The sequence below is a fragment of the Candidatus Alistipes pullistercoris genome, assembly GCF_027665465.1.
Classification (GTDB): Bacteria; Bacteroidota; Bacteroidia; order Bacteroidales; family Rikenellaceae; genus Alistipes_A; species Alistipes_A hominis.
In genome coordinates this window covers 638,190-658,310 of the sequence record NZ_JAQDED010000001.1, presented here as the reverse complement: position 1 = coordinate 658,310, position 20,121 = coordinate 638,190, and the positions used below count along the sequence as shown (strand labels likewise).

Here is a 20,121-nt window from a genome sequence, read left to right as displayed (position 1 = left end):
GGCGTCATTCCACATAAAAAAGATCGGATATCACCGTATCCGAAATCAGATAGTGTTCAAACGGAATGCGATACGCGGAGCCCGTGCGTACCAGCGTCCCTTCGGCCAGAAATTTAACGGCCAGCCGCGTGAAATATTGCAATTTCCGTGCCCCGAATCGGCGTTCCAGCACGTCGGCGTCGAGCCCCGACGCCGTCCTCAGCGACGTCATCACGAACTCGTTGTAGGCGGCATGTTCCGACAGCGTTTCGCTTTCGAAATGCTCCTGCCGCGGTTCGCGCTCCAAGTAGAGCCGCACGTCCGCCGCATTCCACTGCCGGAGCGCCCCGTCGAACGAATGCGCCGACGGCCCGACGCCGAGGTAACGGGTGCCGTTCCAGTAATTGCCGTTGTGCTGCGATCGGAATCCCGTCCGGGCGAAATTCGAAATCTCGTAATGTTCGAACCCGGCTCCGGTCAGCATCTCGTGCAACAAGCGGTACTGCGCTACGCTCCGTTCCGGATCGATTTCGCGCAACGCGCCGCGGCGCAGGCGTTTGCCGAAAACGGTTCCCGGCTCGACCGAAAGGTGATAGGCCGAAATATGCTGTACGCCGAGCCGGATCGCCTGTCCGACGTTTTGTTCCCACTCCGCGAGGCTCATCTGCGGGATGCCGTAAATCAGGTCCACCGTCAGGTTTTCGAAGCCGGCCCGCTGCGCCTCCCCGACGGCCCGCACGGCCGATGCCGCATCGTGGCGCCGGTGCATCCACCGCAAATCGCGGTCGATGAACGACTGAATTCCGATGCTGAGCCGATTCACGCCCTCGACTCGCAGCGCGGTCAGCCAATCCGCCGTCAGGTCGTCCGGATTGGCTTCGACGGTTACCTCCTGCAGCCCGGATACGTCGTAAACGTCCCGAATACGGCCGATCAACGCCCCCAGTTCCGACGGCGTGCAGAGCGACGGCGTGCCGCCGCCGACGTAAACCGTCCGCACCGGTTCGCCCTGCAGAAAACCGGCACGACAGGCCAACTCGTCCGCAACGGCAGCGAGCACGGCCTCTTTTTTGGCAAGCAACGTGCAGGAATAAAAATCGCAGTAATGGCATTTACTTTTGCAAAACGGGATATGAATGTAAATGCCGGCCATAAAATCTGGGGTATTAAAACAATCCGTACGGTTATTATGCATACCTTTGCGGGCGGTTTCCGCACGGATTCCGATGATTACAAAAATATGGAAAAAAAGAGACATATAAAGGTCGCCGGGGTCCTTTTTTTCGTCTGGACGGCGGTAATTCTCTACGGGTCGCTAAGTCCGGGCGACGATTTGCCCCCGATGGGATGGTTGGCCCGGATCCCCCATTTCGACAAGATCGTCCACTTCTGTTTCTATCTCGGACAGGTGCTTCTGTTGCTGCTGTGGCTGCAACCGTCGCGCGGAAACCGGATCTGGGTCGCCTTGTGCGCCATTATTTTTTCCGGAACCATCGAACTGCTGCAAGGGGAGTACTTCGACCGGAGCGCCGACTGGCTGGACTTCGCGGCCAATTCGGCCGGAGCGCTGGCGGGGATTCCGCTCGCCCGGCTGGCCGAACGACTGATTTTTAAAAAAGATTCCGGGAACGAAACGCCCCCGAACAACGACAATTAACTGCTTAACAGAAATTTATCGGAGCGAACCGATAATAATTTTTTTTAATATTTTAATTGTTATTTTGGTAACAATACGTATCTTTGCCGCTGATTACCGGATAAAACCGGACTGAACGATACTTCCGAAAGAGGAGCATTAACTAAATAAATTAAAATTATGTCAAAGATTGATTTGAGCAAGTACGGGATCACGGGCGTTACCGAGATCGTACACAATCCCTCTTACGATCAACTGTTCGCAGAGGAGACCAAACCGGGTCTGCAAGGTTTCGAAAAAGGACAAGTAACCGATATGGGAGCCGTAAACGTGATGACCGGCGTTTACACCGGCCGCTCTCCGAAAGATAAATTTTTCGTGAAAGACGCCGTAACCGAGAACACGATCTGGTGGACTTCCGACGAATACAAGAACGACAACAAGCCGATCAGCGAAAAGAGCTGGAAAGTGCTGAAAGACATCGCCACCGACGAGCTTTCGAAAAAACGCCTGTTCGTCGTCGACACGTTCTGCGGAGCCAACGAAAACAGCCGCCTGAAGATCCGCTTCATCATGGAAGTGGCCTGGCAAGCTCATTTCGTGACCAATATGTTCATTCGCCCGACCGCCGAAGAGTTGGCCGACTACGGCGAACCCGACTTCGTCGTACTGAACGCGTCGAAAGCCAAAGTGGAAAACTACAAGGAACTGGGGCTGAACTCCGAAACGGCGGTCGTATTCAACCTGACCGAAAAGATGCAGGTCATCATCAACACCTGGTACGGCGGCGAAATGAAAAAAGGCATGTTCTCTTACATGAACTACCTGCTGCCGCTCAAAGGCATGGCTTCGATGCACTGCTCGGCCAACACCGACCTGAAGGGCGGCAACACCGCAATCTTCTTCGGGCTGTCCGGCACCGGCAAAACCACCCTTTCGACCGACCCGAAACGTCTGCTGATCGGCGACGACGAGCACGGCTGGGACAACGACGGCGTCTTCAACTTCGAGGGCGGCTGCTACGCGAAAGTGATCAACCTCGACAAGGATAGCGAACCGGACATCTGGAACGCCATCAAGCGCGACGCGCTGCTCGAAAACGTAACGGTGCGTGCGGACGGTTCGATCGATTTCGCCGACAAATCGGTAACCGAAAACACCCGCGTTTCGTATCCGATCTACCACATCGAGAACATCGTTAAACCGGTTTCGAAAGGCCCGGCTGCCGAAAAGGTGATCTTCCTGTCGGCCGACGCTTTCGGCGTGCTGCCTCCGGTTTCGATCCTGACCCCGGAACAGACCAAATACTACTTCCTGTCCGGCTTCACCGCCAAACTGGCCGGAACCGAACGCGGCATCACCGAACCGACTCCGACCTTCTCGGCCTGCTTCGGCGCAGCCTTCCTGTCGCTGCATCCGACCAAATACGGGGAGGAACTGGTGAAAAAAATGCAGGCTTCCGGCGCAAAGGCCTATCTGGTTAACACCGGATGGAACGGAACCGGCAAGCGTATTTCGATCAAGGACACCCGCGGAATCATCGACGCGATCCTCGACGGTTCGATAGACAAGGCTCCGACCAAAAAGATGCCGTACTTCGACTTCGAAATTCCGACCGCGCTGCCGGGCGTAGACCCGAAGATCCTCGATCCGCGCGACACCTATGCGGAAGCCGCGCAGTGGGATGCCAAAGCCAAAGACCTGGCCGAACGTTTCATCAAGAACTTCAAGAAATTCGAAGGCAACGAAGCCGGCAAGAAACTGGTTGCCGCCGGCCCGAAACTTTAAGACGAGAATCCTTTATAACCGAAAAAATCCCGGCGTTTTTGCGCCGGGATTTTTTTCTTCGGACCGCATCCGATCTCCGCGCCAAAATCATTACCTTTAGTCGTTAGACAAACCTGCGTCCGGCCCCGAAACCGCCGGAACATGAAACGAACCCAACCGATGAATCTGTTTGAAACCGAAACGTGGAGAGCGTTTTTCCCGAACTTTATCGCCGTAGTGGCCAGTATCGTCCTGACTTTCGGGACGGACAGGGCCATCCAGGAGTACAACCACCGTCAGGACATCCGGGAAGTCATCGCGGTGCTGAAAGCGGATGCACGCGAATCGTTCGAGTATTACCGGGAAACCGCCGACAACTGCCGCCGCATCTGCGCTTCCACCGACCGCATCGTACGGGCCGGCGACCGCTACGACACGTTGCCGCCCGAAATGCTCGGAAAATTCCTGACGCTGTTGCTCGAAAAAAACGTATTCACCTCCACGTCGGCCTCGGAAGACATCCTGAAACAATCGGGGACGATGCAGTACATGGAGCCCGAACTGCTGTCGGTCATCGACGATATCCGGCTGGCCGAGAATTCGATCAACGACGCCATTGCGGGATGCGTATCGGATATGGAAACGATACGCACGGGCCTGTACATGGATTCCCGCCGCTTTCCCGAAGCGCTCCGGGATACGCTCCCGTCGGGAGAAGGAACCGTGGCGGCCGTAAGGTTCGTGATGGAGTATCCGCCTTGCCACAACTACACGGTCAAAAATCCGTTCGGCGACCTGGCCCGGTCGATCGAAAAGAGTTGCGCCGACCTGGAAGATGCGCTGAACCGGATCACGGAGGCAGGATACTGACGATCGCGCGGCGCATCCCGCCATCGGGACAAAAATTTAAGGGACGGTTTTTCGAAAAACCGTCCCTTATCGATTCATGCGATCGAAAATCTTACTGCCTTCGGGCGATCCCGATATAGTAGATCAGCGTCACGACCGCCGACAGAGCCGCGACCAAATAGGTGCGCGCCGCCCATGCCAACGCCTCTTTCGCCTGCGCGGCCTGTTCGCCCTTCAACGTGTAGCTGCCGGTCAGCCATTCCATCGCGCGAGCCGAAGCATTGTACTCGACCGGCAGGGTGATGAGACTGAAAACGGCCGATACGGCGATCATACCGATCCCGATCCAAAACAGCGCCGGATAGGTATTCAGCAGCAACATTCCGGCAATAATCACCCACATCGCCCACTGCGACGAAAAACTAACCACCGGCACCAGCGCCGAACGCATTTTCAGCGGAGCGTACTCGCGGGCGTGCTGCACGGCATGGCCGCACTCGTGGGCGGCTACCGCCGCCGCGGCCACACTGTTGCTGCTATAAACCGACTCGCTGAGATTGACGGTCTTCGTGGCCGGATTGTAGTGATCGGTCAGGTGCCCCGGCGTCGAAACCACCTTCACGTCGTAAATCCCGTTGTCGTGCAGCATCCGTTCGGCCACGTCCTTACCGGTCAGACCGCCGGGAAACATCACTTTGGAATACTTTTTAAAAACCGATTGGAGCTTCGCCTGCACGATAAAACCGACGATCGCAATAACGATCAGCAACACCCATTCCGCATTGATTGGTCCTAAATACATTTTTCAACTTTTTTCTTTGTGCACGCTGCAAGACGTGCGGTTTCAACTTATGATCTGTTTTTAAGAATAAAACGTTTTTGCTCGCGCTTTATTACGTTGTTTCGGATTCCTGTTTCCGGAAAGTCATATAGGCATTGGCCTGCTGCAACGGCATTACCTCGATGTCGTTGATATTGACGTGCGGCGGCAGCGAAACGACCCATGCGACGATCCCGGCAATGTCGTCGCCGGTCAGCGGTTCGACGCCGCGGTACACCTCCGCGGCCCGTTTCTTATCCCCGTGGAAACGCACCGTCGAAAATTCGGTATCGACCATACCGGGACGGATCTCGGTCACTTTGATCCCGTGACTCAGGAAATCCATCCGCATCCCCTGTGAAAGCGCGTGCACGGCATGCTTCGAAGCACAGTAAACGGCTCCGTTCTCATAAGCCTGCGTTCCGGCGATCGAACCGAGGTTGACGATATGCCCTCCCTTGCCGCGCCGGATCATCCACCCCGACACGACGCGGGTCACGTACAGCAACCCTTTGACGTTCGTGTCGATCATCCGTTCCCAGTCGTGCGGGTCGCCCTCGTCGAGGTGCTCGAAACCGGACGCCAGTCCCGCATTGTTGACCAGCAGGTCCACTTCCCGGAAACGGTCGGGCAACGCGCTCAGCGCGCCTTCGGTCTGAAAACGGTCCCGGATGTCGAATCCCAGCACATGCACTTTCACGCCGTACTCTCTTTCCAGTTCGTCGTTGAGTTTCTGCAAACGGTCGGTGCGCCTCCCGGTGATTACGAGGTCGTACCCCAGCCGCGCCAGTGCGCGGGCGGTGGCAGTCCCTATTCCCGAGGAAGCGCCGGTAACCAAAGCTGTCTTTTCCATAACGGCATTTTATTAATCACGGTAGCGTTTTTTCGCCCGTTCTGCGCGCAGGCGCAAAAACCAACCTCCCGATTATATGCAAAAATACGAAATTTTACGTTACTTTGTAGCTTTTAAACTATTTTACGGCGGATATGGGCAGACTGAACCTCGAATATTTCCTGGCGCGGCGAATCGCGACGCAAACCGGCGGGCGCAAAAACAACGTGATGGTGCGCATCGCCACGCTGAGCGTCGCGATCGGCATCGCCGTAATGATCATATCGCTCAGCGTGATTTTCGGATTCAAGCGAGAGATCGCCGCGAAACTGAGCGGATTCGGCTCCCATGTTCAGATCGTCAATCTCGACGGGAACGTTTCGTACGAAACGGTTCCCATTTCGAAAAACCAGCCGTTCCTGTCGCAAATCCGCAGCGTGCGGAATTTTTCGGGAATGTATCCCTATGCCGTCACGATCGGCATTCCGCGCGGAGAACGCGCGATGCAGGGCGTCGTACTGAAGGGAGTGGACAGCACGTACGACTGGTCGTTTTTCCGACAAAACCTCGTGGAGGGCGAACTGCCCGACGTGCAAAGCGGCGTCCGCACCAAGGATATCGCGGTCTCCCGTTCGCTGGCGGACCTGCTCGAAGTTTCGGTCGGGGATCCGCTGGAAATGCTGTTCATCCAGGATCCGCCGCGGCGCGACCTCTTCCGGGTCGCGGGCATTTACGACACGCAGTTCAGCGAAATAGACCACATGATGGTGCTGACCGACCTACGCAACGTCCAGCGACTCAACGGATGGGATTCGACGCAGATCACCGGGTTCGAAATCGCCACGTCCGATTTCGGACGGCTGGAGCCTTTTACGGACGACGTCTACCAAGTCGTTTTCGACAACCTGACGGGAGACGAACACGACTCGTTGCGCGTCATCAACATCCGGGAGCGTTTCCCGATGATCTTCGACTGGCTCGACGCGCACAACGTCAACGCCGGAGTCATCATTACGGTGATGCTGCTCGTGGCGCTGTTCAACATGATCGCCGCCCTGCTGATCATCCTGCTCGAACGCACGTCGATGATCGGCACGCTGAAAGCGCTCGGCATGGGGAACCGCGCCCTGCAGAAGATGTTCGTGATCCGCTCGTCGTTCGTCATTATAAAAGGAATGTTTTGGGGCAACGTGGTCGGCATCGGCCTGTGTCTCTTACAGCACTGCACCGGATGGATTTCGCTGAGCCAGGAGGGATATTTCCTGACCACCGTACCGATTTTCATCGACTGGGGGTGGCTGGCGCTGCTGAATGCCGCGACCTTCCTGTTCATTGTAGCGCTGCTGGCTTTGCCGACGATGATAATTTCACTAATTTTGCCGGAGAAAACGATCCGCTTCGAATAGTGCCGAACGATGAAACCCTATAACCAGACGGAAAGCAAAAAAGAACAGGTGCGAACGATGTTCGACGGGATCGCCCGCCGGTACGACCTGCTGAACCACTTGTTGTCGCTCGGCATCGACCGGGGATGGCGCCGCCGGGTGGTGCGAATGGTGCGCCTGCACCGGCCCGCCGAAATCCTGGATATGGCGACCGGCACGGGCGACCTGGCCATCATGCTGGCCGAAGCGTGTCCCGCAGCGCAGATCACCGGCATCGACCTCTCCGAACGGATGCTGGCCATCGGCCGCGAAAAGGTGGAACGGAAAGGACTCTCCGGCCGCATCCGGCTGTCGCAGGGAGACGCCGAGACGCCCCGATACGGCGAAGGAAGGTTCGACGCCGCCACCGTAGCGTTCGGCGTCCGCAACTTCGAAGACTTGCCGGGCGGAATGACCGGCCTGTACCGGGCCCTGAAGCCCGGCGGAAGGCTTTACGTGCTGGAATTCGGTATGCCGCAGAACCGGATCTTCAGAGCCTGTTACGGATTCTACTTTCTCCGGGTGCTGCCCCGGATCGGCGGAATGATCTCGAAAGACGGCGCGGCCTACGCCTACTTGCCCGAATCGGTCGGCGAATTTCCCTACGGGAAACGCTTCACCGAAATTCTCCGCGACGCGGGCTTCCGCAACGCGCGTTTCAAAAACCTGTTCGGCGGCGTAGCGCAGATTTACAGCGCCGAAAAGCCCGTTTCATCGACGTAAAAACAATCAAGCCCATGAAAAAACTGATTATCCTGCTGCTGATACTGCCGATCGTTTCGTGCGTACGGGTCGAAGATCTCTCCTACGACGGAATCGAATCCGTACAAGTCCAGTCCGTAGGCACTTCCCAGACGGCCATCGACCTGTTCGTACGCGCGTCGAACGGATCGGGAACGAACCTCACGGTCGCGCGCGCCGAACTGACGCTGAAAAAGGGCGACCGAACGCTGGTTCAGGCCCGGGTGGACGAAAAGGTAAAACTGCCTCGCAAATTCGACGGCACGGTGCGCGTTCCGGTCAACGTGCGTTTCGAAGGCGGTATGCTCGGCGCGATCGGCGTAATGAGCACGCTGTCGCGGGGCGTCCAAGGAACGACCGTCTCCGGCGTCGTCGTAGCCCGGGCCGGCCTGATGCGCAAAAAATACGTAATCGAGGATATGGAGACCGAACGCTTTCTCAGGCAGTTCGGGATCAAGCTTTCCGACATCCTGCAAAATATCGATCTATGAAAAAGTTCATGACGATCCTGCTGCCGCTCGCCGCTGCCGCAGCCACGGTCGCAGCCCAGGGACTGGGCGGGTTTAAAAACCAACTGGCCGCACCGGACGGTTCCTACGGCAGCCGCATACAGATTACCGAGCACGGCACGGCCGCTTCGGCCGTCAGTTCGATGCAGACGAACCAGTCCGGCGTCAAAATACGCGGATATCGGGTACGCATCTTTTCGGACAACAGCCAGAACGCGCGTTCGGCGGGGCAGAATGCGCTCAGCCGCTTTCGGGAGTTATATCCGGGCATACCGGCCGACATGACTTACGACACTCCTTATTTCAAGGTCACCGTCGGCAACTGCCTGACTGCGGAAGAAGCGACCATCCTGTGGGGAAAGATCAAAGACGCTTTCGACCGCGCATTCGTCGCCCGCGAAGAGATTCCGTTGTCGTCTTTCAAGGAGAGCCAGTCGCTTCTCCCCGACAGTTCCGCCGGGAATGCCGCCGCAAAAGAGTAATATTCGGGGCTTTCGATCCCGGCGCCGCTTCGGTTATACGAAAAATATCCGACAAAACCAAATTTTTTACCGGGAAAATTCATTTTTCGGCAAAAATTTCACTGGATAACTGTTCCAATAACCAATCATTTTTATACCTTTGCGCCTGAATAATTCAACCAATTAATTCTTGTCACTATGAAAACTTTTACTAAATCTGTAATGATGCTCGCAGTTGTTGCTGCCTGCGTTTCTTTCGCTTCTTGCGGTAACGCCGGCGCTGAAAAAGCCAAAGCCGACTCGATCGCCGCTGCCAAGGCTGCCGATTCGATCGCTGCCGCCGAAGCTGCTGCTGCCGCCGCTGCCGCTGCTGCTGCCGATACGACCGCTGCCGCTGCCGACACGGCTGCTGCCGCTCAATAATCGCGGGCGTTTTCGGACGCTTACAGATAAAAAGTAAAGGATCTTCCAGGAAGACCCTTTATTTTTTTGCCCCAAAAAAGAAACCGGCGGTTTCCGACCGAAAAGCAAGCCGGCTTCCCCCGATCGGGGGAAGCCGGCTTGCCGTTTTCTTCAAACGGATCCCGTCCTATTTATAATAATCGAACGTCCCGTTCTGATGCGTAATCGTCACCGAAGCCTTATCGGCCGCTTCGACACGACCGACGACCTGCGCATCGACCCCGAAGCTTTTCGAAATCCGGATCAGGTCGTCCGCCACGGCTTCGCTGTCGACGTAAAGCTCCATCCGGTGTCCCATGTTGAACACGCTGTACATTTCGCGCCACGGCGTCTGCGATTCCCGCTGGATAATCCGGAACAGCAACGGCGTTTCGAACAGATTATCCTTGACCACGTGCAACTTGTCGATAAAATGCAGAATTTTGGTTTGTCCGCCGCCGCTGCAATGGATCATGCCGCGAATATCGCCGCGGTGCTCCTGCAACATTGCCCGGACAACCGGAGCGTATGTCCGCGTCGGCGACAGCACCAGTTTGCCGACCGTCAGCGGACATCCCTTTACGGTATCGGTCAAACGGTATTTACCGGTATAAACCAAATCTTTGGGAACCTCCGGATCGAACGTTTCCGGATACTTCTCGCCGACGATCTTCGCAAAAACGTCGTGCCGGGCCGAAGTCAATCCGTTGCTGCCCATCCCTCCGTTGTATTCGTCCTCGTAGGTCGCCTGTCCCGACGAACTGAGTCCGACGATATAACAGCCGCTGCGGATATTCGCATTGTCGATCACGTCGCTGCGCCGGGTACGCGCCGTTACGGTGCTGTCGACGATAATCGTCCGCACCAAGTCGCCCACGTCGGCCGTTTCGCCCCCGGTCGAATAGATCCCGACCCCCAGTTCGCGCAAGTGTTGCAAAAACTCTTCGGTGCCGTTGATCACCGCGGCGATCACCTCGCCGGGGATCAGGTGCTTGTTCCGCCCGATGGTCGACGACAGCAGAATGTTGTCGGTCACGCCGACGCACAGCAGGTCGTCGGTATTCATGACGACCGCGTCCTGCGCGATGCCTTTCCACACCGACAAGTCGCCGGTTTCCCGCCAGTAAGCGTAAGCCAACGCCGATTTGGTGCCGGCTCCGTCGGCATGCATGACGAGACACGACCCGTCGTCGCCCGACAGAAAATCCGGAATGATTTTACAAAACGCCTTGGGGTAAAGCCCCTTGTCGATGCTTTTGATCGCAGCGTGCACGTCCTCTTTCGACGACGAAACCCCGCGTCCCGCGTAACGTGATGATGATTCAGACATAATTTCAGTTCGAATAATGCGTTACAAAGATAGCCATTAAATTTCGGTTTGTCTGTATTTTTTCGTAATTTTGCTTGTTACAAATCCGAAAAAGATGAACATCGTAACTGGAAAACAAGAGTCCGTATACGACCTGATCCGGAGCATGAGCAAGGCGGAGAAGCGCAACTTCAAACTCTACGCCACCCGCCTGTCCGGCAACCAGGAAGCGAAGTTCATTTCGCTTTTCGACTGCATGGACGCGTTGGACGAATACGACGAAACGAAAATCCTCCAGCGCTGCCCGATCAAGAAGGAACAGCTGCCGAACATGAAGGCGCACCTCTACAAACAGATCCTGGTCAGCATCCGGCTGCTCGACGCGCAACGCACGGTTCCGATCCAACTTCGCGAACAGATCGACTTCGCCCGCATCCTGTACGACAAGGGATTGTTCCGGCAAAGCACCAAGATCCTCGAAAAAGCGAAAGAACAGGCGCTGTTCTACGAACAGTACACGCAGGCTATCGAAATCATCGAGTTTCAGAAAAGGCTCGGGACGCTGAGCGTCTCCCGCGGACTGGTCGCCAAAAGCGAAACGGTCAGCCGGCAAGTCGCCGAATTGTGCACGCGGATCAAAAACATCAACGAACTGTCGAACAGCGGGTCGCAGCTCTACGGGCTCTACCTGCAACTGGGATACGCCCGTACGCAGAAAGACCTCGACATGATCGTCCAGGTCTACGGCCCGACGCTGGCGAAATACGACGACGAACGGCAGCTTTCGTTCACCGAAAAAGTATACCTGTACCAGGCGCAGGTCTGGTACAACTACATCCGGCACGATATGCTGACGTGCTACAAATACGTCTGTCGCTGGATACTGCTGTTCGACAGCGCGCCGCACATGAAAGAGCTGATGTACGATCTCTACCTGCGGGGATACTCCCGGCTGCTTGACGGACTCTATCTGCTGCGCAGCTACCGGCGGTTCATCCAGAAATTGGACGACTTCGAAGACGAAGCCGACTCGATCGCCGCCATCAACGACAACGCCCGGATGATCTGGCAGCAGATCATTTACGTCAACCGCATCAACAAGCATTTCTGGGAAGGCACATTCGCGGAAGGCATCCGGATGATCCCGGAAGTGGAGCGGTATATCCGCGACTACGGGACCGAGTTGGATATCCACCACCGGATGGTGCTTTGCTACAAAATCGCCTGCCTCTATTTCGGACACGGCGACTACCGCAAGTGCATGGACTACCTCGGAAGGATCATCAGCACGCGCGATCCGCGCATCCACCGCGATCTGCAATGCTACGCCCGCATCCTGAACCTGATCGCCTCTTACGAAGCGGGCATCGACTACAACCTGGACTACCAGGTGCGCTCGGTGTGCCTGTTCCTGGTCAAGATGAACGACATGCACCAGGTGCAACAGGAGATCATGGCCTTCCTCAAACGGCTCAACTCGATGTACGCCACCAACCTGAAAGAAGAGCTGCGCCAACTGTACGAACGGCTCAAACCGCTCGAGCACCACCCGTTCGAACGCCGGACGTTTTATTACCTCGACATTTTGTCGTGGCTCGAGAGCAAACAAAAGGGGAGTTCGGTCGCCGAGATCATTCGCAGGCGGTTTCTCGAAGAGAACGGCGGGAAATAGCCGGCACGAAAAATGCGGACGGCGTAAAATCCCGTCGCAGCGCGCATGTTAAATTGTAATTTAAAAAAAATAATTTTTTTTTATCCGCTGACAATTTTCGGCCAGATTTCGCAAAAGGCTTATCATTTGAAATCAATACCGGAAATTTAAAAAACATTTAGTAACGAATCGAACCGTTATATTTTTAACACCGGTACGATCCGCCGGCCGAATGCCCGATCGTCGTTTGCCGTTCTGATATTATTCACCTATTTTTACGGTCGCAAACACCGACAGTGCGAAAAAACAAATCTCTATAAAATTCCGAATCCTATGGAAAAACACGTTCAAAAGTATGTCGACGATTTCATGGCCGATATCATCGCCAGAAATCCGGGTGAAAAAGAGTTTCACCAGGCCGTACACGAGGTAGTAGAATCGCTGGCCCCGTACATCCTCGAAAATCCCGTGCTCCAGAAAATGAAAGTCCTGGAACGCATCGCCGAACCCGAACGAATCGTGATGTTCCGCGTTCCGTGGCTCAACGACAAGGGGGAGATCGAGATCAACAAAGGCTACCGCGTCGAAATGAACAGCGCGATCGGCCCCTATAAAGGCGGCATCCGTTTCCACTCGTCGGTAAACCTGAGCATTCTGAAGTTCCTCGCCTTCGAGCAAACCTTCAAAAACAGCCTGACGACGCTGCCGATGGGCGGCGGCAAGGGCGGCTCGGACTTCAACCCGAAAGGCAAGTCCGATAACGAAGTAATGCGCTTTTGCCAGTCGTTCATGACCGAACTGCAACGTCACATCGGAGCAAACACGGACGTGCCGGCCGGCGACATCGGCGTGGGCGGACGCGAAATCGGCTTCATGTTCGGCCAGTACAAGCGGCTGCGCAACGAATTTACCGGCACGCTGACCGGCAAGGGCCTCGGCTGGGGCGGCAGTCCGCTGCGTCCGGAAGCCACCGGGTACGGCACCTGCTACTTCGCCCAGGAGATGCTGGCTACGCGGGGCGAAAGCTTCAAAGGCAAGACCGTAGCGATTTCCGGATCGGGCAACGTGGCGCAGTACGCCTGCGAAAAGGCGACCCAGCTCGGCGCCAAGGTCGTAACGCTTTCCGATTCGTCGGGATACATCTACGACCCGAAAGGCATCGATGCCGATAAGCTGGCCTATGTAATGGAACTGAAAAACATTTTCCGAGGCCGCATCAAAGAGTACGCTGAAAAATATCCGGAAGCCACCTACTACGAAGGACAGCGTCCGTGGAGCGTAAAATGCGACATCGCGATGCCGTGCGCCACGCAGAACGAACTGAACGGCGACGAGGCCCAAACGCTGATCGCAAACGGCTGTTTCTGCGTTGCCGAAGGCGCCAACATGCCCTCTACGCCCGAAGCGATCAAGGCCTTCCTGGACAACAAACTGCTGTACTCGCCGGGCAAGGCGTCGAACGCCGGCGGCGTAGCCACTTCCGGCCTCGAAATGACGCAGAACTCGATGCGTCTGTCATGGTCTCCGCAGGAAGTCGACCAGAAACTGCACTCGATCATGAAAGACATCCACGCCGCTTGCGTGAAATACGGCACCGGCCCCGACGGATACGTCAACTACGTCAACGGCGCCAACATCGCCGGCTTCATGAAAGTGGCCAACGCCATGCTGGCCCAGGGCTGCGTATAAGATCCTTTACTTTCCTGATATTAAAAACGTTCCCGGAAATCCGGGAACGTTTTTTCGTTTCGCGCGGCAGGAAGCGCCGGCAGCAAAAACAAACGATAAAAAATCATCCCGAATCCGACGTTCCGTCGCAATTTATTATCCCGAAACAGGCTCGATTTTGAAAAAAAACGTTACATTTGTAGCAATTGGAAAGTAAATAAAATTAAAAATGCCTGATTGTCATGATGAGGTAACGCGACATAAAAAACCGGACTGGCTGAAAATCAAGCTCCATAACAGTAGTAATTTCGGCGAAGTGGCTCGCATCGTACAGGAACATGGGCTGCATACGATATGCAGCAGCGGACGATGCCCCAACCAAGCCGAATGCTGGAGCCGCAGAACAGCGACTTTCATGATCCTGGGTGAAATCTGTACCCGTTCGTGCAAGTTCTGTGCGACAGCCACCGGAAAACCGTTACCGCCCGACCCGGATGAGCCGCAGAAACTCGCCCGTTCCGTTCGATTGATGGGATTGAAACATTGTGTCGTCACTTCCGTAACGCGTGACGATCTGCCCGACGGCGGAGCCGAAATATGGGCGGAAACGGTACGGGCCGTTCGCCGCGAAAATCCGGATACTTCGATCGAATTGCTGATTCCCGACTTCGATGCGCGGGAAGATCTGATCGACACGGTGATCGCCGCCAAACCGGATATTATCGGACACAACGTCGAAACCGTCGCCCGGTTGACTTCGCAGGTGCGCTCGCGCGCCCGTTACGAAGTCAGTCTCAAAACTTTGTCGCATATCGCGCGGTCGGGCTGCCGAACCAAAAGCGGCCTGATGGTCGGTCTCGGCGAAACCGACGACGAAGTGCTCGCCGCGATCGACGACCTGGTCGCCAACGGCGTCCGGATTATGACGATCGGCCAATACCTGCGGCCCACGCTGAAACACCTGCCGGTCGCCGATTACGTAACTCCTGAAAAATTCGCAACTTACAAGGAAGAAGCGCTGCGACGCGGTATGCTTTACGTCGAAAGCGGCCCGATGGTGCGTTCGTCCTACATGGCCGAGAAGGCGATGCAATGTTGCGGAAGCAAAAAATAAACGAAACATGGAAACCGTTACCAGCAAATACGTCGGACGGACGGAATACTCCGCAGCCTGGGAAGAGCAGAAACGCTTCTTCAACGCCCTGCTGGACGCCAAACGAAACGGTGGCGGACAAGCGGAGCAGGTACTGCTCTTCGTCGAACACCCGCACGTCTATACGCTCGGCAAAAGCGGACACGCGTCGAACCTGCTGGTCGACGACGGTTTCCTGAAACGGATCGGGGCCACTTATTTCCAGACCGACCGCGGCGGGGACATCACCTACCACGGTCTCGGACAGTTGGTCGGCTATCCGATTCTCGATCTCGAACGGCTCGGCACGAACCTGAAGGATTATATTTGGACGATCGAGGAGAGCGTGATCCGGACGATCGCCGAATACGGTATCGCCGGCGGACGACTCGCCGGCGCGACCGGCGTATGGATCGAAGGAGATTCCCCGCGCGCGCGAAAAATCTGCGCGATCGGAGTCAAAGCGTCCCGTTACGTAACGATGCATGGCTTCGCGCTGAACGTAACGACCGACCTGCGCTATTTTTCGTACATCAATCCGTGCGGATTCGTCGACAAAGGAGTCACGTCGATCGAAAAGGAGACCGGGATGCGGCCGACGCTGGAAGAGGTCGCCCGCAAATTCGCCGCGCATTTCGGACAATTGCTCCGCTGCGAGGTACGGTGACGGCACGCGGGAAGGGCCGGGGCCCGTCGCCCGGGAAACAGGGACGGATTAAAATTTGATTAATAAGCAATTAATAAATAAAAAACGTTATGTCAGCAGAAAAAAGATGGGTACTCAAGCCCCAAGGGGATGCTGCGAAGGTGGCCGCGCTGGCCGCCGCGCTCGATATCCCGCCGGTGCTTGCCAACCTACTTGTTCAGCGTGGCATCGAAACCGAAGAGGAAGCATGGCAATTCTTTAACCCGAAACTGGAGAACCTGCACGATCCGTTCTTGATGAAGGATATGGACCGCGCCGTCGAACGGATCGACGAAGCCGTCAAACGAAACGAGCCGATCATGGTCTACGGCGATTACGACGTAGACGGAACGACCGCCGTCGCGCTGGTCTATTCGTTCCTGCGCCGGCTGGGACTCTCGTCGCTGCTGTTCTACATTCCCGACCGCTACACCGAAGGCTACGGCATTTCGGTCAAAGCGATCGACTACGCGCAGCGCAAGGGCGTGGGGCTGATCATCGCGCTCGACTGCGGGATCAAAGCGACGGAAAAGGTCGCCTATGCCAAGACCAAAGGAATCGACTTTATCATCTGCGACCATCACCTGCCGGGGGACACCATTCCCGAAGCGGTGGCGGTGCTCGACTCCAAGCGGCCCGACTGCAACTATCCGTTCAAGGAACTGTCGGGATGCGGCGTAGGGTTCAAAATGCTACAGGGGTATTGTCAGTTCAAAGGATTGCCTTTCTCGGAAGTGGAATGCCTGCTCGACCTGGTAGTCGTCAGCATCGCCTCGGACATCGTGCCGCTGGTAGGCGAAAACCGGATTCTGGCCTATTACGGCCTCAAACGCCTGAACGAAAAGCCCGGCAAGGGCCTTTCGTCGATCATTAAAATCTGCGGCCTCGACAAGCATGTCATCACCATCGACGACATCGTATTCAAGATCGGGCCGCGTATCAACGCGGCGGGCCGCATGGAAGTCGATTCCGACGACGAGAACGCCGCTCCGTCGGGCGGACACTCGGCCGTATACCTGATGGTGGCGCGCGACGAAGAGGTCGCCTCCGAATACGGGGCCTTCATCGACACCTGCAATCAGGACCGCAAGAACATCGACCGTTCGATCACACAGGAAGCCCACGAGATCATCGAAAGCCGGCCGGAACTGAAAAACCGCAAAAGCACGGTGATCTATAATCCGAAATGGATGAAGGGGATCGTCGGCATCGTGGCCTCCCGGCTGATCGAGACTTACTATCGGCCGACCGTCGTACTGACGATGAGCAACGGGTACGTCACCGGTTCGGCGCGCAGCGTGCCGGGTTTCGACCTGTACCAGGCCGTCGAATCGTGCGCCGACCTGTTGGAAAATTTCGGAGGACATATCTATGCGGCAGGCCTGACGATGCGGCCCGAAAACGTGGAAGAGTTCACGCGGCGGTTCAACGATTATGTCGAGGAGCACATCGATCCCGAAATGCTGATCCCGCAGGTGGAGATCGACTCGGAATTGCTGTTCAGCGACATCACGCACAAATTCCGGACGACGTTGAACCGTTTCCAACCGTTCGGCCCGGAAAACAACGCGCCGGTATTCGTAACGCGCGGCGTCAGCAACCGCGGCGACGCCCGGTTGGTCGGGGCGGAGCAGGAACACCTGAAAATGGACCTGATCCAGGGACAGAAACCGAACACATCGATCCCGGCCATCGCGTTCCAGCAACCGACCCATTACGAGCATGTGCGTTCGGGCAAATGCATCGACGTCTGCTATTCGGTCGTCGAGAACCACTACCGGGGCACCGTGTCGGCCCAACTGCGAATCAAAGACATCAAAAAAACGCCCGTAAAATAATTTTCCGAGGAAAAACGCAAGAGACTGTCCCGCAATGCGGCGATAGTCTCTTTTTATTGCAAACGGGCATCGTTTCTCCGTTATTTCCGCACCCTGACCCAGACCTCCCGCACTTCGATCTGATCGTCGAGCACTCCCGATATCCGCATCGTATCCCGCTCTACGCCGATTTGATAGACGGCCTGTTTCCCGATAAAACGGACCATCCCCGGCAAGCCGTAATCGATCGTTTCGGTATAGGTATCCCCGTCGAGCCGGTAGGTTCCGCCAACCCCGTTGAAGACCGTTCCCTCGGCTAAAAAAATATTCCTATAATCCAAACACATATACAAAAAAGCGACTCCCCGTCCGAGAAGTCGCTTCCGATAGAGCGATGAAATACCGTTTTATCCTAATACCGGTAGAAATCGGCCTTGTAAGGACCTTCGACCGGCACGCCGATATAATCGGCCTGTTTCTGCGTCAGTTTGGTCAGGTGCACGCCGAGGCTCTCCAGATGCAGCCGAGCCACCTCTTCGTCGAGGTGCTTTGGCAGGCGGTAAACGTTCACTTCCATCTTTTCGGTCCACAGCTCGATCTGCGCCAGCGTCTGGTTCGTAAACGAATTGCTCATCACGAACGACGGATGGCCGGTCGCGCAACCCAGATTGACCAAACGCCCTTCGGCCAGCACGAAAATGGCGTGTCCGTCGGGGAACGTATACTTGTCGACCTGCGGTTTGATCTCGGTGCGCGCGATCCCCGGGTAGGCGTTCAGCTTATCCATCTGGATTTCGTTGTCGAAATGCCCGATGTTGCAGACGATCGCCTGATCGCGCATTTTTTCCATGTGTTCGACCCGCAGGATATCGCAGTTGCCGGTCGTCGTGACGTAAATATTGCCTTCGGGCAGGGCGTCTTCGACCGTCTTCACTTCGAATCCTTCCATCGCGGCCTGCAACGCGCAGATCGGGTCGATCTCGGTCACGATCACCCGTGCTCCGTAAGAACGCATACTCGCGGCGCAGCCTTTGCCCACGTCGCCGTAACCGCATACGACCACCACCTTGCCGGCGATCATCACGTCGGTCGCCCGTTTAATCCCGTCGGCCAGCGATTCGCGGCAACCGTACAGGTTGTCGAACTTGCTTTTGGTCACCGAATCGTTCACGTTGATGGCCGGAAACAGCAACTCGCCGCGGGCCTGCATCTGATACAGCCGGTGCACGCCGGTCGTAGTCTCCTCGGAAACCCCTTTCAACGCCTCCACCGTGCGGTGCCATTTGCCGTTATCCTCGGCCAACAATTTTTTCAGAACGTCGAGAATCACCGCCTCTTCATGGTTGGACGGAGCGTAATCGAGCGTTTTCGGATCGTTCTCGGCCGCATATCCCTTATGAACCAGCAGCGTAGCGTCGCCGCCGTCGTCAACGATCAGATTCGGACCTTTGCCGCCGGGAAAACTCAACGCCATCGCCGTACACCACCAGTATTCTTCGAGCGTTTCGCCCTTCCAGGCGAACACCGGCACGCCGGCCTCAGCGATCGCGGCGGCGGCATGATCCTGCGTCGAAAAAATATTGCAACTGGCCCACCGCACGTCGGCTCCCAACTCGACCAGCGTCTCGATCAGCACGGCCGTCTGGATCGTCATGTGCAGCGACCCCATCACGCGGGCCCCCTGCAACGGTTTCTGCGCACTGTACTTCCGGCGGACGGCCATCAGTCCGGGCATCTCTTTCTCGGCGATCTCGATCTCCTTGCGTCCCCAGCCGGCCAACGCGATGTCGGCCACTTTGTAAGGCAAATTCAAATCCAACAACATATTCCGTATTTTTTTATGATTATCGTTCTTCTTCCCGTTCTTTTCGAAAAACCGGACGATCTGCGCCCGGTCGGCTTCGATCTGCCGCCGAAGCTCTTCGACAGACCCGAATTTCCGTTCGCTGCGAATAAATTCCAACAGGTCGACCGTAACGGTGCGACCGTACAGATCGCCGTCGAACCCGAGCACATGCGCTTCGAGCACCCGATCCAAACCGCTGCCCACCGTCGGCTTACGCCCGAGATTCACCATCGCGGGCCACACCTTCCCGTCCACCGTGAAATGCGCGGCATACACGCCGTTACGCGCCGGCACCGACTCGCCTACGGCAAGATTGGCCGTCGGGAAACCGAGCCGGCGGCCGAGCCGGTTTCCGCCGACCACTTCGCCCGTAATCTGAAAATCCATCCTGAAAAATAAACTCCGCACGCCGCGCACCCCGGACGAAAGCTCCGCCGGAAACGGCAAACAGGCTGCGGATTCTGTTTTATTGCTTACATTTGTGCCTGCAAATGTAGAAAGAATAATCAAGATTTGCGAACGGAATGTCACGCATCCGCTTTCCGCCGGACGGG

19 protein-coding genes and 1 pseudogene are annotated in these 20,121 nt (G+C 56.3%); 13 read left to right on the top strand and 7 right to left on the bottom strand.

Annotated elements, in window-relative coordinates; genetic code table 11:
• Window positions 1–4 precede the first annotated feature (4 nt).
• A complete protein-coding gene (gene hemW / locus PGR91_RS02890) occupies window positions 5–1,132 on the bottom strand; it encodes a radical SAM family heme chaperone HemW (RefSeq protein WP_101573677.1) in 1,128 nt (375 codons plus the stop codon).
• An 87-nt stretch (window positions 1,133–1,219) separates the two neighbouring features.
• Between hemW and PGR91_RS02885 the strand changes: the two genes are divergently transcribed.
• The 3 genes from PGR91_RS02885 to PGR91_RS02875 all read left to right on the top strand — a co-directional run bounded on the left by PGR91_RS02885 (window position 1,220) and on the right by PGR91_RS02875 (window position 4,252).
• Window positions 1,220–1,636: a VanZ family protein gene (locus tag PGR91_RS02885; RefSeq protein ID WP_172970720.1), complete on the top strand. Its 417-nt coding sequence runs from the start codon at window positions 1,220–1,222 to the stop codon at window positions 1,634–1,636.
• A gap of 159 nt (window positions 1,637–1,795) precedes the next feature.
• Window positions 1,796–3,403: a phosphoenolpyruvate carboxykinase (ATP) gene (gene pckA / locus PGR91_RS02880; RefSeq protein ID WP_101573597.1), complete on the top strand. Its 1,608-nt coding sequence runs from the start codon at window positions 1,796–1,798 to the stop codon at window positions 3,401–3,403.
• 141 nt (window positions 3,404–3,544) lie between these two features.
• Window positions 3,545–4,252: a hypothetical protein gene (locus PGR91_RS02875; protein ID WP_101573599.1), complete on the top strand. Its 708-nt coding sequence runs from the start codon at window positions 3,545–3,547 to the stop codon at window positions 4,250–4,252.
• A 91-nt stretch (window positions 4,253–4,343) separates the two neighbouring features.
• On the opposite strand, the gene PGR91_RS02870 is transcribed toward PGR91_RS02875, so the two are convergent.
• Both PGR91_RS02870 and PGR91_RS02865 read right to left on the bottom strand, forming a co-directional pair.
• Window positions 4,344–5,033 (bottom strand): zinc metallopeptidase, encoded by a 690-nt coding sequence (locus PGR91_RS02870; protein ID WP_101573601.1) that lies wholly within the window; start codon window positions 5,031–5,033, stop codon window positions 4,344–4,346.
• 91 nt (window positions 5,034–5,124) lie between these two features.
• Window positions 5,125–5,904 (bottom strand): SDR family NAD(P)-dependent oxidoreductase, encoded by a 780-nt coding sequence (locus tag PGR91_RS02865; RefSeq protein ID WP_118655610.1) that lies wholly within the window; start codon window positions 5,902–5,904, stop codon window positions 5,125–5,127.
• Between the two features lie 134 nt (window positions 5,905–6,038).
• On the opposite strand from PGR91_RS02865, the gene PGR91_RS02860 reads away from it, so the two are divergent.
• From PGR91_RS02860 to PGR91_RS02840, 5 genes are all read left to right on the top strand, one after another.
• Window positions 6,039–7,289 (top strand): ABC transporter permease, encoded by a 1,251-nt coding sequence (locus tag PGR91_RS02860; RefSeq protein WP_101573605.1) that lies wholly within the window; start codon window positions 6,039–6,041, stop codon window positions 7,287–7,289.
• A 9-nt stretch (window positions 7,290–7,298) separates the two neighbouring features.
• Entirely contained in the window at window positions 7,299–8,030 is a 732-nt protein-coding gene (ubiE, locus tag PGR91_RS02855) for a bifunctional demethylmenaquinone methyltransferase/2-methoxy-6-polyprenyl-1,4-benzoquinol methylase UbiE (RefSeq protein ID WP_101573607.1), read from the top strand.
• A 14-nt stretch (window positions 8,031–8,044) separates the two neighbouring features.
• Window positions 8,045–8,539 (top strand): hypothetical protein, encoded by a 495-nt coding sequence (locus PGR91_RS02850; RefSeq protein WP_118458072.1) that lies wholly within the window; start codon window positions 8,045–8,047, stop codon window positions 8,537–8,539.
• Window positions 8,536–9,039, top strand: coding sequence for a hypothetical protein (locus PGR91_RS02845; protein WP_101573611.1), 504 nt, complete (start codon window positions 8,536–8,538; stop codon window positions 9,037–9,039). The genes PGR91_RS02850 and PGR91_RS02845 overlap by 4 nt, the downstream gene beginning before the upstream one ends.
• A gap of 177 nt (window positions 9,040–9,216) precedes the next feature.
• On the top strand, window positions 9,217–9,441 hold the full coding sequence (locus tag PGR91_RS02840; RefSeq protein ID WP_172970721.1) for a hypothetical protein: 225 nt from the start codon (window positions 9,217–9,219) through the stop codon (window positions 9,439–9,441).
• Window positions 9,442–9,607: 166 nt separating this feature from the next.
• Here the strand turns inward: PGR91_RS02840 and PGR91_RS02835 are convergent, their stop codons facing one another.
• Entirely contained in the window at window positions 9,608–10,789 is a 1,182-nt protein-coding gene (locus PGR91_RS02835) for an AIR synthase related protein (protein ID WP_055202994.1), read from the bottom strand.
• A 94-nt stretch (window positions 10,790–10,883) separates the two neighbouring features.
• Between PGR91_RS02835 and PGR91_RS02830 the strand changes: the two genes are divergently transcribed.
• The 5 genes from PGR91_RS02830 to recJ all read left to right on the top strand — a co-directional run bounded on the left by PGR91_RS02830 (window position 10,884) and on the right by recJ (window position 17,742).
• A complete protein-coding gene (locus PGR91_RS02830; RefSeq protein WP_118655608.1) occupies window positions 10,884–12,440 on the top strand; it encodes a hypothetical protein in 1,557 nt (518 codons plus the stop codon).
• 312 nt (window positions 12,441–12,752) lie between these two features.
• Window positions 12,753–14,108 carry an NADP-specific glutamate dehydrogenase gene (gdhA, locus tag PGR91_RS02825; protein ID WP_055202990.1) on the top strand — a complete coding sequence of 452 codons (1,356 nt, stop codon included), beginning with the start codon at window positions 12,753–12,755 and terminating at the stop codon, window positions 14,106–14,108.
• 208 nt (window positions 14,109–14,316) lie between these two features.
• Window positions 14,317–15,201, top strand: coding sequence for a lipoyl synthase (gene lipA / locus PGR91_RS02820; RefSeq protein ID WP_118655606.1), 885 nt, complete (start codon window positions 14,317–14,319; stop codon window positions 15,199–15,201).
• A 7-nt stretch (window positions 15,202–15,208) separates the two neighbouring features.
• Window positions 15,209–15,886 carry a lipoyl(octanoyl) transferase LipB gene (gene lipB / locus PGR91_RS02815; protein ID WP_101573615.1) on the top strand — a complete coding sequence of 226 codons (678 nt, stop codon included), beginning with the start codon at window positions 15,209–15,211 and terminating at the stop codon, window positions 15,884–15,886.
• Window positions 15,887–15,975: 89 nt separating this feature from the next.
• Window positions 15,976–17,742, top strand: a complete 1,767-nt coding sequence (gene recJ / locus PGR91_RS02810; protein WP_055202984.1) for a single-stranded-DNA-specific exonuclease RecJ — start codon at window positions 15,976–15,978, stop codon at window positions 17,740–17,742.
• Window positions 17,743–17,822: 80 nt separating this feature from the next.
• Here the strand turns inward: recJ and PGR91_RS02805 are convergent, their stop codons facing one another.
• The 3 genes and pseudogenes from PGR91_RS02805 to PGR91_RS02795 form a co-directional block, all read right to left on the bottom strand.
• Window positions 17,823–18,062 (bottom strand): hypothetical protein, encoded by a 240-nt coding sequence (locus PGR91_RS02805; RefSeq protein WP_153497721.1) that lies wholly within the window; start codon window positions 18,060–18,062, stop codon window positions 17,823–17,825.
• A gap of 71 nt (window positions 18,063–18,133) precedes the next feature.
• On the bottom strand, window positions 18,134–19,546 hold the full coding sequence (gene ahcY / locus PGR91_RS02800) for an adenosylhomocysteinase (RefSeq protein WP_055203570.1): 1,413 nt from the start codon (window positions 19,544–19,546) through the stop codon (window positions 18,134–18,136).
• Between the two features lie 63 nt (window positions 19,547–19,609).
• A pseudogene (locus tag PGR91_RS02795) lies at window positions 19,610–19,954 on the bottom strand (riboflavin kinase); the annotation flags it as partial.
• Between the last annotated feature and the right edge of the window lie 167 nt (window positions 19,955–20,121).

Coding starts and splice junctions, on each gene's coding strand:
- hemW (WP_101573677.1), bottom strand. CDS start 1,132: ATGGCCGGCATTTACATTCATATCCCGTTTTGCAAAAGTAAATGCCAT.
- PGR91_RS02885 (WP_172970720.1), top strand. CDS start 1,220: ATGGAAAAAAAGAGACATATAAAGGTCGCCGGGGTCCTTTTTTTCGTC.
- pckA (WP_101573597.1), top strand. CDS start 1,796: ATGTCAAAGATTGATTTGAGCAAGTACGGGATCACGGGCGTTACCGAG.
- PGR91_RS02875 (WP_101573599.1), top strand. CDS start 3,545: ATGAAACGAACCCAACCGATGAATCTGTTTGAAACCGAAACGTGGAGA.
- PGR91_RS02870 (WP_101573601.1), bottom strand. CDS start 5,033: ATGTATTTAGGACCAATCAATGCGGAATGGGTGTTGCTGATCGTTATT.
- PGR91_RS02865 (WP_118655610.1), bottom strand. CDS start 5,904: ATGGAAAAGACAGCTTTGGTTACCGGCGCTTCCTCGGGAATAGGGACT.
- PGR91_RS02860 (WP_101573605.1), top strand. CDS start 6,039: ATGGGCAGACTGAACCTCGAATATTTCCTGGCGCGGCGAATCGCGACG.
- ubiE (WP_101573607.1), top strand. CDS start 7,299: ATGAAACCCTATAACCAGACGGAAAGCAAAAAAGAACAGGTGCGAACG.
- PGR91_RS02850 (WP_118458072.1), top strand. CDS start 8,045: ATGAAAAAACTGATTATCCTGCTGCTGATACTGCCGATCGTTTCGTGC.
- PGR91_RS02845 (WP_101573611.1), top strand. CDS start 8,536: ATGAAAAAGTTCATGACGATCCTGCTGCCGCTCGCCGCTGCCGCAGCC.
- PGR91_RS02840 (WP_172970721.1), top strand. CDS start 9,217: ATGAAAACTTTTACTAAATCTGTAATGATGCTCGCAGTTGTTGCTGCC.
- PGR91_RS02835 (WP_055202994.1), bottom strand. CDS start 10,789: ATGTCTGAATCATCATCACGTTACGCGGGACGCGGGGTTTCGTCGTCG.
- PGR91_RS02830 (WP_118655608.1), top strand. CDS start 10,884: ATGAACATCGTAACTGGAAAACAAGAGTCCGTATACGACCTGATCCGG.
- gdhA (WP_055202990.1), top strand. CDS start 12,753: ATGGAAAAACACGTTCAAAAGTATGTCGACGATTTCATGGCCGATATC.
- lipA (WP_118655606.1), top strand. CDS start 14,317: ATGCCTGATTGTCATGATGAGGTAACGCGACATAAAAAACCGGACTGG.
- lipB (WP_101573615.1), top strand. CDS start 15,209: ATGGAAACCGTTACCAGCAAATACGTCGGACGGACGGAATACTCCGCA.
- recJ (WP_055202984.1), top strand. CDS start 15,976: ATGTCAGCAGAAAAAAGATGGGTACTCAAGCCCCAAGGGGATGCTGCG.
- ahcY (WP_055203570.1), bottom strand. CDS start 19,546: ATGTTGTTGGATTTGAATTTGCCTTACAAAGTGGCCGACATCGCGTTG.